Source organism: Halomonas almeriensis (genome assembly GCF_030409235.1).
Lineage (GTDB): Bacteria > Pseudomonadota > Gammaproteobacteria > Pseudomonadales > Halomonadaceae > Halomonas > Halomonas almeriensis.
Window position 1 is genome coordinate 204,614 of record NZ_JAUFPO010000006.1, and the last position, 16,710, is coordinate 221,323.

Below are 16,710 nucleotides of genomic sequence, written 5' to 3' on the forward strand. Positions count from 1 at the left end.
CACCGTACCAGGTGGAAACGTTGGATAGGTGAATGAACGCAATGGTGAAAAGAAGGGTGCATGTGGCGGCTGCCGCCATCATCAGCGCCGATGGGCGCGAAGTACTGCTGGCCAGACGCCCCTCCAATGTTGACCAGGGCGGCCTCTGGGAATTTCCCGGCGGTAAGCTGGCGCCCTACGAGACCGGCCTGGAAGCCATGAAGCGCGAGTTGCACGAGGAAATGGGCATCGAGATTTGTCGTGCCCAGCCGCTGATTCGCATCCATCACGAATATGCCGACAAGCATGTGCTGCTGGATGTCTGGCAGGTCCACGACTTTGCCGGCGAGCCCTTCGGTCGCGAGGGCCAGGCAGTGCGCTGGGTGCCCATGAAGGATCTGCATGGCTATCCGTTTCCGGCGGCCAACCTGCCGATCCTGCGTGCCGTCATGCTGCCCACCGAGTACCTGATCAGTGCCGATGAAGACGAGGATGACGTCTTTCTGGAGCGACTGGCGCGTGCCATGCGCGAAGACGGCGTGCGTCTGGTTCAGCTTAGGGCCAAGAACCTCGACGAAGCCGCCTATATCGCACGGGCCGAGAAGGCCCTGGCGTTGTGTCGCCGTCACGAGGCGCGCCTGCTCCTCAATGGTGAGCCGGAGCTGCTCGAGCGCGTCGATGCCGACGGTATTCACCTGACCAGCCAGCGCCTGATGAGCCTGGAGCGTCGGCCCATCGCCGCCGACAAATGGCTGGCCGCCTCGACGCATGATCATGCACAGCTCGACCATGCGCATCGCATCGACTGTGACTTCGTGACCCTGTCGCCGCTGCGCACCACCCCCTCGCACCCCGAGGTGGCGCCGATCGGTTGGCATGATTTTCAGCGACTGGTCGAGCATGCGGGCATGCCGGTCTTCGCCCTGGGGGGTATGACCCGCCATGATGCCGATCACGCGCGAGCCGTGGGCGCCCAGGGGATCGCCTCCATCCGCGATTTCTGGAAGTAGCCGCCGGCAAGCGGTGCAACCCTCGTCGGGGCCCTGGAGAATCGGGGCCTCCCGGGGATCGTGCAAGGAAAGCGTAAATCCCCGGTCGGGGCGGTGCAGCCGACCCCGAAAAGCCTTACCATGAGCGTCCGCCGAGAAGGAACGCTGATATGCTGGATCGTCTGCCACTACTGCTCGGGCTGCGCTATGTGCGCGCCAAGCGGCGCAACCACTTTATCTCCTTTATCTCCCTGACCTCCATGCTGGGCCTGACCCTGGGCGTGGCGGTATTGATTCTGGTGCTCTCGGTCATGAATGGCTTTGACCGGGAGCTGCGCACCCGTATTCTGGGCATGGTGCCGCATACTCAGATCGAAAAACCCGCCGGCATGACCGAGTGGCAGTCCCTGGCCGAGCGCCTGAGCGAGCGCGAACATGTCGTCGGCGCGGCTCCGTACATCCAGCAGCAGGGCATGTTCGCCGTGGACGGCCGCAACCAGGGGGCCATGGTCAACGGCATCAAGCCCGACTGGGAGCGTCGGGTGTCGATCGTCGGTGACCACATGACCCAGGGCAGTCTGGACGATCTGGCCCCCGGGGAGTGGAAGGTGGTCCTGGGCTCGGCGCTCGCCCGCCAACTCGGCGTCGGCGTCGGCGACAGCGTGACGCTGCTGGTGCCCGAGGCATCGATCACGCCGGCGGGTGTCTTCCCGCGCCTCAAGCGCTTTACCGTCAGTGGCCTGTTTCAGGTCGGCGCGGATCTCGATGCCAATCTGGCCTACGCCCACATCGAGGACATGCAGACCCTGGCCCGTATGGGCGATGCCGTGGGCGGGCTGCGCCTGGAGCTGGATGACCTGTTCAAAGCCGGTAGCGTGACCCAGTCGGTCATCAATGAACTGGGCACCGGCTATCGGGGCCTGGACTGGACTCACAGCCGCGGCAACCTCTTCCAGGCCATCCAGATGGAGAAGCGCATGATCGGCCTGCTGCTCACCGTGATCGTGGCAGTGGCCGCCTTCAATATTGTCTCCACCCTGGTCATGGTGGTCACCGACAAGCATGCCGATATCGCCATCCTGCGCACCATCGGCGCCACGCCTCGCTCCATCATGGGGATCTTCATGGTGCAGGGGCTGACCATCGGCATCATCGGCATTCTCATCGGGGTCGGGCTGGGAGTTCTGCTGGCGTTGACGATCTCCGACATCATCGCCTTCGTCGAGTCGACCCTGGGGGTTCACTTCCTGGATGCCGGTGTCTACTTCATCAGCGACCTGCCGTCGCAGCTGCTCTGGTCCGATGTGGGCAATATCGTGCTGGCGGCTTTTGTCCTGACCTTCCTGTCGACGCTTTACCCAGCCTGGCGAGCGGCTCGGGTGCAACCCGCGGAGGTGCTGCGCTATGAATGATACGGCGAAGAAATCCGCGCAGGCGACCGCCGACTACATGCTCGAGTGTCGTGACCTCACTCGGACCTATCGTGAGGGCCCTCATGACCTGACCGTGCTCGATGCACTCGAGCTTCGAGTCCGCGCCGGTGAGCGGGTCGCCGTGGTCGGCAGTTCGGGCTCGGGCAAGACGACGCTGCTCAACCTGCTGGGCGGGCTGGATCGTCCTAGTCATGGCGAGGTTCGGGTGGCCGGCCAGGTGTTGCACAGCCTGGGCGATGCCGCGCTGGGGCGCTTCCGCAATCAACACATCGGTTTCGTCTACCAGTTCCATCACCTGTTGGCCGAGTTCACGGCCATCGAGAATGCGGCCCTGCCGTTGATCGTGCGCGGTCAGCGCAAGCGCCAGGCCGAGCAACGTGCCATGCAGATTCTTGACCGGGTCGGCATGCGCGATCGGGCCGATCACAAGCCGGGGGAGTTGTCCGGGGGCGAGCGACAGCGCGTGGCCATTGCGCGGGCTCTGGTCACCGACCCAAGCCTGGTGCTGATGGACGAGCCCACCGGCAACCTCGACCAGACCACCGCCGCCAGCATTCTGGGGCTGATGGACGAACTCTCTGCCTCGGCCGCCTGTGCCTTTGTCATCGTGACGCACGACCCCGGCCTTGCCGCCCACCAGGATCGGGTGCTGCGCTTGGACGCCGGTCGCCTCAGCGATCAGACCGGCAGCGACTGACTAGCTGTCGGGCCCGCCACTCTTCGGCGGCCCCTTGCTGCGCCAGTGCCGCCGTCGAGCGGCACGGCGCTTCCAGCTCCTGACGACCTGCCAGCGCCACACCAGCCGGACCACCAGGCTACCCACTAGACCACAGACCAGCGCCGCGACCAGAGACCCCAGGGCCAGTGCCGGCAGAATGTCGAGCATCTGCTCGGCAATCCAGCGCGTCGACAGGCCGTCCGGGGCCTGTCTCGGCGGCGCATCCAGCAGCCAGGCCCCCAGCCGATAATTGGCATAGAAAATCAGCGGCATGGTCAGGGGGTTGGTGATCCATACCAGCGCGATCGACAGCGGCAGATTGGCCCGCAGGGCCCAGGCCCCAAGCGCTGCCGGGGCCATCTGAAAGGGAATCGGCAGCAGGGCGCAGAACAGGCCGATGAAGAAGGCATTGGCGACGCTGCGCCGGGAAAGCACCCACAGGGCCGGATCACCGATCCATTGACTCATGAAGCGCAGCGACGGTTGGCGCCTGAGGGTTTCCGGATGCGGAAGGTAACGCTGCAACAGTCGGCGCGGCATGAGGGGAGCCCCAAGGGTCGAATCAGCGTCTATTATCCATACAAGGCAGGTCTCCTGCCATGTCGGCCAGCCGACAGGCGAGACGGTAAATTCAGCCGGTCATGGATGACGCGATGCGATATGGATGGGCCATGCCACTGGCACTGGCGACGCTGCTGGGCATTGTGGTCGCGGCTCTGGCCGCTGCGGCCTGGCTTCAGCTTGTTGCGCTGGCGGGGCTGTGTGCACTAGCGCAGCGTCGCTGGCGAGGACTGGCTCTGGCAGGTGTCGTCCTGCTGGTGGCGGTGCGGGTGCTGGCGGTCATCGACGGCGAGCTGGCGCCGGGCCTAAGTCGTCAGGAGGTGCGGCTCGACGCCGAGGTCGAGGCTGTCTCCCGCCAGGCGGGGATGGCGCGTCTTGACCTTAGGGTCGAGGCGTGTCGCCCGATGAGGGCGCAACTGCCTTCCTGTCGGAACCTGTCGCGTGCGCGGCTGAGCGTCTATCAGGGGCCGAAGATCCGGGCCGGTGAGCGCTGGCGCTTCACGGCGCGCCTGCGCCCCCCTTCGGGATTCCGCAACCCCGGGACCTTCAATTATCGAGGCTGGCTGTGGCGTGAAGGCATTCAGGCCACCGGGTATCTGCGCGCCTCGCCACCTCCCCGGCGTCTGGCGAAGGCGTCACCTTCCGTGCATCGCCGTGCACTGTCGCATCTTGCCGCGCAGGACCTGGGCGCCCGGCCCGCACGCTGGCTGGCCGCGTTGACGCTGGGTGCCGAAGACCAGCTCACCCGGGATGACTGGGACTTGCTTAATGCCACCGGCACCACGCACCTGGTGGTCATCTCCGGCCTGCATATCGGCTTGGTGGCGGCCTTTAGCCTGCTGCTCTGCCGTGGCCTGGCGCGTGCCTTGCGCCCCGGCAACTGGCGCCTGGCAATCTGGCCCTGGTGGGCTGCCGGGCTTTGCGCCTGTGGCTATGCGCTCCTGGCCGGTCTCGAGGCGCCAGCGCTGCGCGCCCTGGTCATGGCCCTGGTGGGGCTCTGGGTGGCCAGTGGCCGTCACGCCCCTGGTGCCTGGCAAGCCTGGTGGCTGGCCCTGGCCGTGGTGCTGCTGATCGACCCGCTGTCGGCCTGGCGGCCCGGGTTCTGGCTATCCTTTGTGGCCGTGGCCGTGTTGATCGTCATCTGGCAGGGGCGAACCAGGCCGCAGGGCGCAACCGGTTGGTGCCTGGCCCTGGTGCGAACCCAGTGCCTGCTGGCGCCGATCATGGCCGCCGCCGTCCTGCTGGCGTTTGGACGCGTGGCACCGGCCGCCCCGCTGATCAATCTGGTGGCCGTGCCGCTGGTCAGCAGCCTCCTGGTGCCGCTGGGCCTGGCGGGCTGGTTGCTGGCCTGGCTGCCGCCCTTGTCGTCAGCCTGCTGGACCCTCTTCGCGATGCTCAGCGAGAGCCTGGCCGCCTTGCTTGAGTTCGGTGTGGCCGTCTCGCCGCTCTGGGAACCCGCTGCCCCACGACGCTTGCCACTGGCCTTCGGGCTGGCGCTGGGCGGGCTGGCCTGGGCGCTTCCTGGCCTGGCCGGCAGTTGGCGGGGCCTGTTGACCGGCCTGGTGATCCTCGGCCTGGCCTGGCCGAAGGCAGAGCCGCTTCCAGCCGGCGAGCTGCGGGTAAGGGTGCATGATGTCGGCCAGGGGCAACTGGTCGAGCTGCGAACCCGCGACTACCGGCTGCTGGTGGACACCGGGCCGCGCTTCGGCTCCGGCTTCATGCCGCTGGAATCCCTCTGGCCGCCGGGCCAGTATTTCGATGACGTCCTGGTCAGCCATGGCGACCGGGATCATGCTGGCGGCCTCCAGGCTCTAGAGGAACAGCATGCGGTGGCGCGTTATCTGGCCCCTGCCGAGGCGGACCTGCCGGTGGCCTTTCAACCCTGTCATACGGGGCAGAGCTGGCATCGCGACGGGGTGGCCTTCCGTGTGCTGTGGCCTCCCGAGACGCTGCGCGGCTTGTCCCGCAATGACCGTTCCTGTGTGCTGCTGGTGCGCACCGGCTCGCACCGGTTGCTGATCCCCGGGGATGTCGGTCGCCGGGTGGAACGCAGCTTTGTGGCGCGCATGGAGGCCGGCATTTCTGTCCTGGTGGCGGGGCACCATGGCAGTCGTACCAGCTCGGGGCCAACTCTGGTGAGCCGCCTTGACCCCGGCGTCGTCATCTACAGTGCCGCCCTCGATGGACGCTTCGAGCACCCGGCCGACGAGGTAGTGCGGCGTTTTCGTCGTGCCGGTAGCTGTCAATGGAGTACCGCCCAGGATGGTGCCGTGACGCTGCACCTGGCGGATGGTGCGGTGCCGAGCATTGAGACCGCCGGTGGTGCGTCCCATGGCCCGGGTCCGCCCCGGCCGGGCCCTGGCCGCAATGGCGGTGTCGGGCAGGACTGCCTTGCGGTAGAATCGGCGTCAGGCAAGCGCTGATCCCGCGCCCTATCCACTCGAGCGGAGACACCGTGAGCGAATATTCCGGCTGGACTCTCTACAAGCGTCTGATGGGCTATGTCAGGCCGCACTGGAAAGCCTTCTCGCTGGCCATCGTGGGTTACATGCTGTACGCCGCCTCCAGTACCGCCCTGGCCGAGATGATGAAGCGTCTGATCGACGGCATTCAGGATCCGGATGCCGCTTTCCGCATGTGGCTGCCTCTGTTCGTCGTCGGTATGTTCGCCTTTCGCGGCATGGGCACTTTCCTCGGTACCTACTTCATGACCCATGTTGCCCGAAACCTGGTCCATGCGCTGCGCTGTGACGTCTTCAATCACATGCTTCACTTGCCCGGACAATTTTTCGACACCCATTCCTCCGGGCACCTGGTCTCGCGGGTCACTTATCACGTGGAGCAGGTCACCGGGGCGGCGACCAAGGCCATTACCATCATCCTGCGCGAGGGCTTTTTCGTCATCGGCCTGGTGGCCTACCTGCTCTGGACCAACTGGATGCTGACCCTGCTGTTTCTGGCAGTGACGCCCCTGATCGGCGGGGTGGTCAGCTACGCCAGCAAGCGCTTTCGCCGGATTTCGCAACGCATTCAGCGCTCCATGGGCGATGTGACCCATGTGGCTTCCGAGGCTCTGTCGGGCTACCGCGTGGTGCGTACCCATGGCGCCGAGCCCTATGAAAAGTCGCGCTTTGCAGAGGCCAGCGAGGCCAATCGCCAGCAGAGCATGAAAGAGGCCCTGACCAAGGCCACCAGCACACCGGTCATCCAGCTGCTGGTGGCGCTGGCCCTGGCCGGTCTGGTGTGGCTGGCCATGTCACCGGCGCTGATGGCCAACATGACGCCCGGCGAGTTCGTGGCTTTCATTACCGCGGCCTCGCTGATGGCCAAGCCGGTGCGCCAGCTCACCGAGGTCAATGCCATCGTGCAAAAGGGTATTGCCGCGGCGGGCGAGCTCTTTGGTCTGCTCGAGGAGCCCCTGGAGGCCGATGGCGGCGATCGTCACCCCGGGCGCCTCGAGGGGCATGTACGCTTCGACAGGGTCCACTTCGCCTATGGCGAGAATCAACCCGAAGTGCTCAGGGGCATAGACCTCGAGGTCGCCCCCGGTGAAATGGTGGCCATCGTCGGCCGCTCGGGCAGTGGCAAGTCGACCCTGATGGGCCTGCTGCCACGCTTCTATCACCCGACTCAGGGCAGCATTCTGATCGACGGGGTCCCCCTGGAGGACTTCCAGCTGGCGCCGCTTCGCCGCTGCATCGCCCTGGTGTCCCAGCAGGTCACGCTGTTCAATGCCAGTATCGCCGACAACATTGCCTACGGCATGGACGAGGCCAGTCCGGAGGCCATTCAGGCCGCGGCGCGAGCGGCCCATGCAGACGCCTTCATCGAGGCGCTGCCCGAGGGCTATGACACCGTGGTGGGCGAAAACGGCCTGATGCTGTCCGGCGGTCAGCGTCAGCGCCTGGCGATTGCCCGGGCGATCTACAAGGATGCGCCCTTGCTGGTACTGGATGAGGCCACCTCGGCACTGGATACCGAGTCCGAGCGCTATATCCAGGCGGCACTGGAAGAGGTCTGCCGCGGTCGCACCACATTCGTCATCGCCCACCGACTCTCGACCATCGAGCGGGCCGATCGCATCCTGGTCATGGAAGCCGGACAGATCGTCGAGCAGGGCAGTCATGCCCAGCTGATGGCGAAAGACGGCGCCTATGCCGCCCTGCATCGGCTGCAGTTTCAGGAGATCGAGCCGGCATGAGCCGACTGGCCGAGCGTTGGCTGGAGGCCGCTTATACGGGGCAGGCCTGGCTGAAGGCGCTACGCCCTCTGGAATGGCTTTATCGACGGGTCGTCCAGCACCGCGCGAGGGCCTACGGGGCAGGGCGGCGTGACACTTGGCGGGCGCCGGTGCCGGTGATCGTGGTCGGCAATATTACCCTGGGCGGTACCGGAAAATCGCCGCTGGTGGCCTGGTTGGCGCGCTACCTGAGCGAGTCGGGCTGGTCGCCGGGTATCCTGTCTCGCGGCTATGGAGGCCGGGCGGCCGGTTACCCCTTGCGGTTGACGCCGCGCACGCCGGTGGCTGAGAGCGGCGACGAGCCACGCATGCTGGCCGACCAGACTGGGTGTCCGGTTGTCGTGGACCCGCGCCGTCCACGGGGTGGTCAGTGTCTGCTGGAGGCCGGCTGCGATATCCTCATCAGTGATGACGGCCTGCAGCATCTGGCCCTGGAGCGCGACCTGGAACTGCTGGTGGTGGACGGTCAGCGCGGCCTGGGCAATGGCCGCTGTCTGCCGGCCGGCCCGCTACGCGAGTCGGTGGAGCGTCTGCATCAGGTTGATGCGGTGCTGGTCACCGGCGAGCTGCAGCAGGGCTTGCCCGTGGCCAGTCACGGCATGCAGCTCACGCCGATCGCCTGGCGCTCGCTGACGGAGGGCATGCCGCAGCCCCTGTTGCCCCTGCCATTCAGCGGCACGGTCAACGCCCTGGCGGGCATCGGTCGGCCGGCTCGCTTCTTTGCCACCCTGGATGAACTGGGCGTCGACTATGTGCCGCATGCGTTTGCCGACCATCATCGGTTTACCCCCGCCGACCTGGCTTTCGGCGACCAGCGCAGTTTGGTGATGACGGCCAAGGATGCGGTCAAATGCCGCGAACTGACCCGGGATGCCTGGAGTCTGGATGTAGAGGCGCACCCCGACCCCGCCTTCGTCGACTGGCTGGCGGCGCGCCTGGCAAGGCTGTGACCCTGTTTCGAACCCGTGCCATCCCCGAGAATGGCCGACAACGCTCATGGAGGCGATGCGATGGACAAGGAATTGCTGGCAATGCTGGTGTGCCCGCTTTGCAAGGGCAAGCTGAAATACGACCGCGAGGCCGATGAACTGCTGTGTCGCTATGACGGCCTGGCCTATCCGGTGCGCGACGGGATTCCGGTCATGCTGCCCGATGATGCGCGGCAGATGGATGTCGACGAAAAGCTTCCGGCGTCCCGCGGGCGCCCGGACGGACCCTGAGGAGTCGCCGATGCAGGATTTCATTGTCGTCATTCCATCACGCTTCGCCTCTACCCGTCTGCCGGGCAAGCCGCTGCTGGACATTGCCGGTGAGCCCATGGTCAAGCATGTCTGGCGTCGCGCCTGTGAGAGCTCGGCCGGGCGTGTGGTGATCGCCACCGATGACCAGCGCATCGGCGAGGTGTTCGACGGCCTGGAGGCCGAGGTGGTGATGACCCGCGCGGACCACCCCTCGGGCACCGACCGCCTGGCGGAGGTCGCCGACACCCTGGCGCTGCCCGATGATGCCGTGCTGGTCAATGTACAGGGAGATGAGCCGCTGATTCCGCCGGCCCTGATCGACCAGGTTGCCCAGCGCCTGTTCGATGACAGCGGGGCTTCCATCGCCACGCTCGCCGAGCCCATTACCGATGTCGAGTCGCTGTTCAATCCCAATGCGGTGAAAGTGGTTCGCGAGGCTTCCGGGCGGGCGCTGTATTTCTCGCGGGCACCGATTCCATGGGATCGCCATGCCTTTACCAAGGCGCCGGAGCATCTCGAAACCGATGCCTGGCTGCGTCATATCGGCATTTACGCCTACCGGGCGGGCTTTCTGGCCGAGTACCTTGGCTGGTCACCGTCGACGCTCGAACAGCTGGAGCAGCTGGAACAATTGCGCGCCCTGCATCATGGCCATGCCATTCAGGTGGGACTGGCCCGGGAACCCAATCCAGCCGGGGTGGATACCGTCGAGGACCTGGAACGGGTCCGCCAATGGATCAACGCTCAGGGAGCCGATGCATGATTCGTGTACTCTTCGTCTGTCTGGGCAACATCTGTCGCTCGCCGACCGCGGAGGGGATGTTGCGCCACAAACTGGAGGCAGCCGGTCTCGCGGACCGGGTCGAGGTCGATTCCTGTGGGGTCGGCGCCTGGCATGTGGGCGAGCCCCCCGATCCGAGAGCCCGCAAAGCGGCGGCCGGTCGCGGCCTGGACATTGAACATCTTCGCGGACGTACCCTGACGGCGAACGATTTCGCGAGCTTCGATTATCTGCTGGCCATGGACCACGACAATCTGGCTGTCCTGCAGAGGCGCCGGCCTGCCGAGTGCCGTGCCCATGTCGGGCTCTTCCTGGACTTTGCCGGCCTCAGCGACACGCCCGTTCCCGATCCCTACTTCGGTGGCGAGCGTGGCTTCGAAGAGATGATGGAGCTGCTCGATCGTGCCAGCGAAGGATTGATGGCCAGTCTCAGAGAGCGCCTGGAGGCTTCGTCTTGAGCCTCGAGGTGCGCGTCGAGCATGACCTTGCGGGCCTCAATACCCTGGGGCTGCCGTGTCATGCCGCGCGTTTCGTGGCGCCGAGTTCTGAGGCCACGCTGAGCGAGGCGCTGAGTCTGGCACAGCAGGAGGGCCTGGCGCCGCTGGTACTGGGTGGCGGGAGCAATGTGATCCTGCCGTCGAGGCTTTCCCGGCTGGTCATTCAGCCGGCCATGAACGCCTGGCGCTGGCTTGAGCAGGGCGATACGCCGAGGATCGAGGTCGATGCCGGAGTGGTCTGGCACGAGCTGGTAATGGCCATGGCGGGCCGGGGGCTCTGGGGCATCGAAAACCTAGCCCTGATTCCCGGCCATTGCGGTGCGGCACCGATCCAGAACATTGGAGCCTACGGGGTCGAGCTGGCGGATGTGCTGGAAGCCGTTCGCGTCGTGTCGCTCCAGGATGGCCGCGCCGGCTGGATGTCGGCCGATGAGTGCGCCTTTGGTTACCGCGACAGTCTCTTCAAGCGGGAGCTGGCCGGTCAGTTCGTGATTACCGGCCTGATCCTGCGGTTGTCGCGCCGGGCCACTCCGCGTCTCGATTATGGCGACCTGGCGCAGCGGGTCTCGGCAGCTCCGACCCCCCTGGAAGTGGCCCGGGCCGTATGTGCCACACGCCGCGAGAAGCTACCGGATCCCGCCGTGCTGGGCAATGCGGGCAGTTTCTTCACCAATCCGGTGGTGCCCCGGGCCCAGGCCGACGCCCTGCGGGTCAGCTACCCCGATATGCCTCAGTTTCCTCAGCCGGATGGCGTCAAGCTGGCCGCGGGCTGGTTGATCGACCAGTGTGGCCTCAAGGGTTGGCGTCATGGTCATTTTGGCGTCCATGATCGCCAGGCTCTGGTACTGGTTCATCATGGGGGCGGGACGGCGGCAGAGCTGCTGGAGCTGGCCGAGATGGTGGCAAGGCGCGTCGAACAGCGCTTCGGGGTCACGCTGCAGCGCGAACCGCGCCGCATCATCGACCCAGGCTGACGCTGATAGCGGCGGCCCGTCGTCGCTTTTATGAAGACCAACGGCGCTGTTGAACGCTCATGATGCAAAAGCGCCCGCTGCCGATCGGCAGCGGGCGCTTTTTCGCGTCAGGTGCGGGTGGTCTCAGCCTGCGCCACCTTCCTGGCGCTTGGCGTCCTGCTCTCGCTTGCGCAGCTCGCGGGGATCATTATGAGCTCGGCGACGACGCTTGCGAGAGGCGGCGGGCGTTGCCTCGCTCCCTGCCTGAGCCGGCGTCTTGTCAGCGGCCTTGTCAGACGCGGTTGAGGTCGGCGCCTCTGACGTGGGCTTGGTCTCGGCCTTCGGCTCCGACTTGGCCTCTGCCTTGGCTTCTGCCTTCGGTTCAGGCTTGGGCTCTGCCTTGGCCTCGGCCTTGGTCTCGGGCTTGGTCTCGGGCTTGGCCTCTGCCTTCGGCTCCGACTTGACCTCTGCCTTCGGTTCAGGCTTGGCCTCTGCCTTCGGTTCAGCCTTGGCTTCTGCCTTCAGTTCAGGCTTGGCTTCTGCCTTCGGTTCAGGCTTGGCTTCTGCCTTCGGTTCAGGCTTGGCTTCTGCCGTCGGTTCAGGCTTGGCTTCTGCCTTGGGCTCGGGCTTGGCTTCTGCCTTCGGCTCGGGCTTGGCTTCTGCCTTGGGCTCGGACTGGGCCTCGGCCTTGGGCTCGGCTTCTGCCTTGGGCTCGGACTGGGCCTCGGCCTTGGGCTCGGCTTCTGCCTTGGGCTCGGACTTGGTTTCTGCCTTCGGTTCAGACTTGGCCTCTGCCTTCGGCTCGGGCTTGGCTTCTGCCTTCGGCTCGGGCTTGGCTTCTGCCTTGGGCTCGGACTGGGCCTCGGCCTTGGGCTCGGGCTTGGCTTCTGCCTTGGGCTCGGACTTGGTTTCTGCCTTCGGTTCAGACTTGGCCTCTGCCTTCGGCTCGGACTGGGTCTCTGCCTTCGGCTCGGGCTTGGCTTCTGCCTTGGGCTCGGACTTGGCCCCTGCCTTGGGCTCGGACTTGGCTTCTGCCTTCGGTTCAGGCTTGGCTTCTGCCTTGGGCTCGGGCTTGGCCTCTGCCTTCGGTTCAGGCTTGGCCTCGGCCTTGGGCTCGGAGGATGCGTCCTGCTGAGCAGCTTCTTCCTGCAGACGCTTCTGTTCGGCTTCAGCCTTGGGGTTCAGTGCATGCTGACGACTGCGCTGGCGCGGATTATTTCGCGTCCGCTTGGGCTTGTCGGAACCGCCACTGGCCGGCTGCTTGTTGTCATCACGCTTGCTGCCGGCAGTGCTCGCCTCGGCGGACGGCTTCGCTTCCGCTTTGGACTTGCGACTATCCCCGGACTTGGCTTGCCCTTCCTGGGGCTTGTTGCTCTGCCCCTTGTTGTCCGGCTTGGCACGGTTGTCGGAGGCTTTGCCCTGGTTCTTACCGCTCGAGTTGCGGCCATCCGACTTGCTATTGTCCGTCTTGCTGTTGTCGGTTTTGCCGTCACGTTTGTCGGACGTTTTGGACGCAGCTCCCGACTTGCCGCGATTGTCTTCCTGACGACCTCCGCGGTTGCCGCGCTGATTGCGGCTCTGCTGGTCGGCCTTGCTGTCATCGCCCTGAGTCGCGTTGTTGCCGCGGTTCTCCTGATGACTATCCTGGCGGCTGCTACCGCCACGGCCGGAGGACGAGCCGCGACGATTGCGTTGACGATTCTGGTTGCTGCTGCCCTGCGAGCCCTGATTCTGGCGCTGGTTACCGCTGTCGCGGGCCTGCGGCTGTTGATCGGTGGTGCCGCCGGTGCCGCTGGTTCCGGTGCTTGTCCTGGAATCGGCTTCACCATTGATCAGACGGGTGAACCCCTTGATCAGGCGTCCCACGACACCACTGCGCTGAGTGGCCGGCGTCGTGGTAGTGACCGGTGCGGCCTCCGGCTTGGCGGTAGCGGCCGGTTGGCTGGCGTTATCCTGCTGCAGGGAAGCTGGGGCCGGTTCGTTGTGCTCCACGGTGGTCACCGCTGCCTCGTCGCGCTTGACGGGCTTGCCGAAGGCCGCCTCGGGCTCGCGACCCACCTCGGTGTCCATGGAGAGCTCGAAGCTGGATTGCACGCCACCTTCGTCATCGACATGGTCGTCACGCAGGCGTTGCACATCATAGTGCGGCGTATCCATGTCAGGATGGGGTAGCAGGACCACGCGCACTTGCTGGCGCTGCTCGATGTCGGCGAGCATGCCGCGCTTTTCGTTCAGCAGGTAGGTCGCCACCGGAACCGGCAGGATGGCGCGGATCTGCGCGCTGCGTTCCTTCATGGCTTCTTCTTCGATCAGGCGCATGATCGACAGCGAGATCGAGCGAACATCGCGGATCGTCCCCTGGCCATCGCAACGCGGGCAGACCACACCGCTGGTCTCGCCCAGGGAGGGGCGCAGGCGCTGGCGCGACATCTCCATCAGACCGAAGCGCGAGATGCGGCCAATCTGCACCCGGGCGCGGTCGATCTTGAGGGCATCGCGCACGCGGTTCTCGACCTCGCGCTGATTGCGCGCCGGGCTCATGTCGATGAAATCGATGACCACCAGGCCGCCGATATCGCGCAGGCGCAGCTGCCGGGCAATCTCGTCGGAAGCCTCGAGATTGGTCTGCAGCGCGGTTTCCTCGATGTCGCTGCCGCGCGTGGCACGTGCCGAGTTGATGTCGATGGACACCAGTGCCTCGGTATGGTCGATGACGATGGAACCACCGGAGGGCAGCTTGACCTCTCGCTCGTAGGCGGTCTCGATCTGCGACTCGATCTGGAAGCGTGAGAACAGCGGCACTTCATCGGCGTAGCGCTTGATCTTCTGCTGATAGGAGGGCATGACCTGGCGTATGAAGGTCAGGGCTTCCTCGTGGACCTTCTCGCTGTCGATCAGGACTTCCCCGATATCCGGACGCAGATAGTCGCGCATGGCGCGAATGATCACGTTGGACTCGCGATAGATCAGGAAGGGAGCTGGGCGCTTGGTCGCTTCGCCGGTGATCGACTCCCAGACCTGCACCAGGTAGTCGAGGTCCCACTGGAGTTCTTCCGAAGATCGGCCGATGCCGGCCGTGCGCACGATCAGGCCCATCTTGTCGGGGACCGTCAGCTCGGACATGGCTTCCTTGAGCTGGGCGCGCTCATCGCCCTCGATGCGCCGCGAAATACCGCCGGCCCGCGGGTTGTTGGGCATCAGTACCAGGAAGCGTCCGGCCAGGCTGATGAAGGTGGTCAGGGCAGCGCCCTTGTTGCCACGCTCTTCCTTGTCGACCTGGACAATGACTTCCTGGCCTTCCTTGAGGACTTCCTTGATGCTGGGCCGGCCCGAAGGCTCTTTGACGAAATACTCGCGGGAGATTTCCTTGAGCGGCAAAAAGCCGTGGCGGTCGGCACCGAAATCAACAAAGGCCGCTTCCAGAGAGGGTTCGACCCGGGTGATCTTGCCACGATAGATGTTGGCTTTTTTCTGTTCCCGGGCACCGGATTCGATGTCCAGGTCGTAAAGGCGTTGTCCATCGACCAGAGCGACCCGCAACTCCTCGGGCTGGGTCGCATTGATGAGCATCCGTTTCATGGTGTCTCGCAATATGGACGCGCCGGTGGGCGCCCGGACAGCCCCGTCAACCTGATGGCCTGAGGCATCGAGTCAGGCGTTGCGACATGGCGGGCGGGCAGAGGCCACGGTGCCGTCATGCAGACCGTGCTTGTGCCGGCTTCCCCGTATCGAAACCCTGCTCCCTCGTGACGACCATCAAGCCTTCGGACTTCCATGCATCGACGAAGGCGAACCGCTGGGTGCTGCGTGCTTGTGCTCAGCGCATGTCGCGGATGCGGTACTGCGCCCGGTCGTGGCCCTGGCGTTTAGGGCTTGTTGCCACGACATGATCATGTTGAGTACTCGGCGGAGGCAGGACGTGTCTCGGCGGGTCGTCGCCCATCCGGTCCTTGCGGTCACCGCCAACACCTGGCATTCATCGATTCGCCAACGCCGGCCTCCGGCACGATGTTGTACGTATCCCGTGCTGATCTGTCGCGTCATGTCGAGCGTATCTCGAGGTGGGTCGCGACAGGGCGGGCGTGGCGTTGTATCGCTTGGTTGCGTATCACTTACTGCGGCGGCGGGACCCCGGATTGTCGAGAGTCGTCGCGGCCCGATCTTTTCACTCCGGCCGGCGTGTGAGTCGTGCAGGCGCTTTGCCGGGTTGAATTTAACCTCAGTCAGTCAACCCACTAGAGTGCATTGGCAATATAACAGCAATGGAAGTGTCCGGCAATTGACGCAGGAAGGGCCTGACTGCGGTAGAATCCTCCGCATTGCAGTTTCCAGTGGAGTGAGCCGGGATGGCCGAAGGCCGCGAAGTACAGTGGGTGGAAGTGACCGAGGGCCAGGCCGGTCAGCGCGTCGACAATTTCCTGATGACGCGTCTCAAGGGGGCGCCACGTTCCCTTGTCTATCGCATCGTTCGCAAGGGGGAGGTGCGGGTCAACAAGAAACGTGTCAAGGCCGACTCGCGACTATGCGTAGGCGATGTGGTGCGCATCCCACCTCTCAAGCTGGCACCCCGGGAAGCGGTGCGCGAGGTCAGCGACAATCTGCGCAATCTGCTGGCCGGCAGTGTGCTGCTGGAAGGGCGCGACTGGATGGTGATCAACAAGCCGTCAGGGCTCGCCGTGCATGGGGGGAGTGGCGTCAAGATCGGTCTGATCGAGGCCCTGCGCCAGGTGCGTGAAGATCTGGACTTCCTCGAGCTGGTGCACCGCCTGGATCGTGATACCTCCGGCTGTCTGCTGCTCGCCAAGTCACGCGAGGCCTTGCTCACCCTCAATACCTCGCTCAAGCAGCATCAGATGAGCAAGCAGTATCTGGCGCTGGTGGCCGGTCGCTGGCCGGTGCGTCGCGACTTTGTGAGTGCCCGGCTGGATCGTTTCGATGCCGGCAATGGCGAGCGGCGTGTGCGCGTCGATGCCAACGGCAAGGTGGCCCGTACGCGCTTCGCGGTGCGTGAGGCCTTTGCCGGCGCGACCCTGATGGAGGCCGAGCCGGTCACCGGGCGCACCCACCAGATTCGTGTGCACGCCGCCCATGCCGCCCACCCCCTGCTCGGGGATGATAAATACGGCTCCCGCCAGGGGCAGCACCTGGCGCGTCAGTGGGGGCTTTCGCGCCTGTTTCTGCATGCCTCGTCGCTGACCTTCGCGGAGCCCACCAGCGGCAAGCCGGTGAAAATTCGCGCGCCCCTCGACGACACCCTGGAAGCGGTGCTCCACCAGGCTCGCCGGACGAAGTGAAGCCGACTCACGAGTCGTCAACAA

The 16,710-nt window shown here is 65.3% G+C and carries 13 protein-coding genes; 11 read left to right on the forward strand and 2 right to left on the reverse strand.

What is annotated here, in order from left to right; genetic code table 11:
• Positions 1-41 precede the first annotated feature (41 nt).
• The 3 genes from QWY74_RS04880 to QWY74_RS04890 all read left to right on the forward strand — a co-directional run bounded on the left by QWY74_RS04880 (position 42) and on the right by QWY74_RS04890 (position 3,098).
• Positions 42-989 carry a Nudix family hydrolase gene (locus QWY74_RS04880; RefSeq protein ID WP_290314011.1) on the forward strand — a complete coding sequence of 316 codons (948 nt, stop codon included), beginning with the start codon at positions 42-44 and terminating at the stop codon, positions 987-989.
• Positions 990-1,138: 149 nt separating this feature from the next.
• Positions 1,139-2,380 (forward strand): lipoprotein-releasing ABC transporter permease subunit, encoded by a 1,242-nt coding sequence (locus QWY74_RS04885; RefSeq protein WP_264825593.1) that lies wholly within the window; start codon positions 1,139-1,141, stop codon positions 2,378-2,380.
• Positions 2,373-3,098 (forward strand): ABC transporter ATP-binding protein, encoded by a 726-nt coding sequence (locus tag QWY74_RS04890; protein WP_264825594.1) that lies wholly within the window; start codon positions 2,373-2,375, stop codon positions 3,096-3,098. The genes QWY74_RS04885 and QWY74_RS04890 overlap by 8 nt, the downstream gene beginning before the upstream one ends.
• Here QWY74_RS04890 and QWY74_RS04895 read toward each other — a convergent pair whose 3' ends face one another.
• Entirely contained in the window at positions 3,099-3,659 is a 561-nt protein-coding gene (locus QWY74_RS04895; protein ID WP_264825595.1) for a DUF2062 domain-containing protein, read from the reverse strand. It lies immediately after the preceding gene.
• A gap of 131 nt (positions 3,660-3,790) precedes the next feature.
• On the opposite strand from QWY74_RS04895, the gene QWY74_RS04900 reads away from it, so the two are divergent.
• The 7 genes from QWY74_RS04900 (at position 3,791) to murB (ending at position 11,413) form a co-directional block, all read left to right on the forward strand.
• Positions 3,791-6,103, forward strand: a complete 2,313-nt coding sequence (locus QWY74_RS04900) for a DNA internalization-related competence protein ComEC/Rec2 (RefSeq protein WP_264825597.1) — start codon at positions 3,791-3,793, stop codon at positions 6,101-6,103.
• Between the two features lie 71 nt (positions 6,104-6,174).
• Positions 6,175-7,881, forward strand: a complete 1,707-nt coding sequence (gene msbA, locus QWY74_RS04905) for a lipid A export permease/ATP-binding protein MsbA (RefSeq protein WP_264825647.1) — start codon at positions 6,175-6,177, stop codon at positions 7,879-7,881.
• A complete protein-coding gene (gene lpxK / locus QWY74_RS04910; protein WP_264825598.1) occupies positions 7,878-8,870 on the forward strand; it encodes a tetraacyldisaccharide 4'-kinase in 993 nt (330 codons plus the stop codon). Before msbA ends, lpxK begins: the two co-directional genes overlap by 4 nt.
• A gap of 60 nt (positions 8,871-8,930) precedes the next feature.
• Positions 8,931-9,140, forward strand: coding sequence for a Trm112 family protein (locus QWY74_RS04915; RefSeq protein WP_264825599.1), 210 nt, complete (start codon positions 8,931-8,933; stop codon positions 9,138-9,140).
• A 10-nt stretch (positions 9,141-9,150) separates the two neighbouring features.
• Positions 9,151-9,924, forward strand: coding sequence for a 3-deoxy-manno-octulosonate cytidylyltransferase (kdsB, locus tag QWY74_RS04920; protein WP_264825600.1), 774 nt, complete (start codon positions 9,151-9,153; stop codon positions 9,922-9,924).
• Positions 9,921-10,400: a low molecular weight protein-tyrosine-phosphatase gene (locus tag QWY74_RS04925; RefSeq protein WP_264825601.1), complete on the forward strand. Its 480-nt coding sequence runs from the start codon at positions 9,921-9,923 to the stop codon at positions 10,398-10,400. Before kdsB ends, QWY74_RS04925 begins: the two co-directional genes overlap by 4 nt.
• The gene (gene murB / locus QWY74_RS04930) at positions 10,397-11,413 is read left to right on the forward strand and encodes a UDP-N-acetylmuramate dehydrogenase (RefSeq protein WP_290313911.1); all 1,017 of its coding nucleotides are present in this window, start codon (positions 10,397-10,399) and stop codon (positions 11,411-11,413) included. The genes QWY74_RS04925 and murB overlap by 4 nt, the downstream gene beginning before the upstream one ends.
• Before the next feature lie 123 nt (positions 11,414-11,536).
• On the opposite strand, the gene rne is transcribed toward murB, so the two are convergent.
• Positions 11,537-14,971: a ribonuclease E gene (gene rne / locus QWY74_RS04935; protein ID WP_290313912.1), complete on the reverse strand. Its 3,435-nt coding sequence runs from the start codon at positions 14,969-14,971 to the stop codon at positions 11,537-11,539.
• Between the two features lie 767 nt (positions 14,972-15,738).
• On the opposite strand from rne, the gene QWY74_RS04940 reads away from it, so the two are divergent.
• A complete protein-coding gene (locus tag QWY74_RS04940) occupies positions 15,739-16,686 on the forward strand; it encodes an RluA family pseudouridine synthase (RefSeq protein ID WP_264825604.1) in 948 nt (315 codons plus the stop codon).
• The last annotated feature ends 24 nt before the right edge of the window (positions 16,687-16,710 follow it).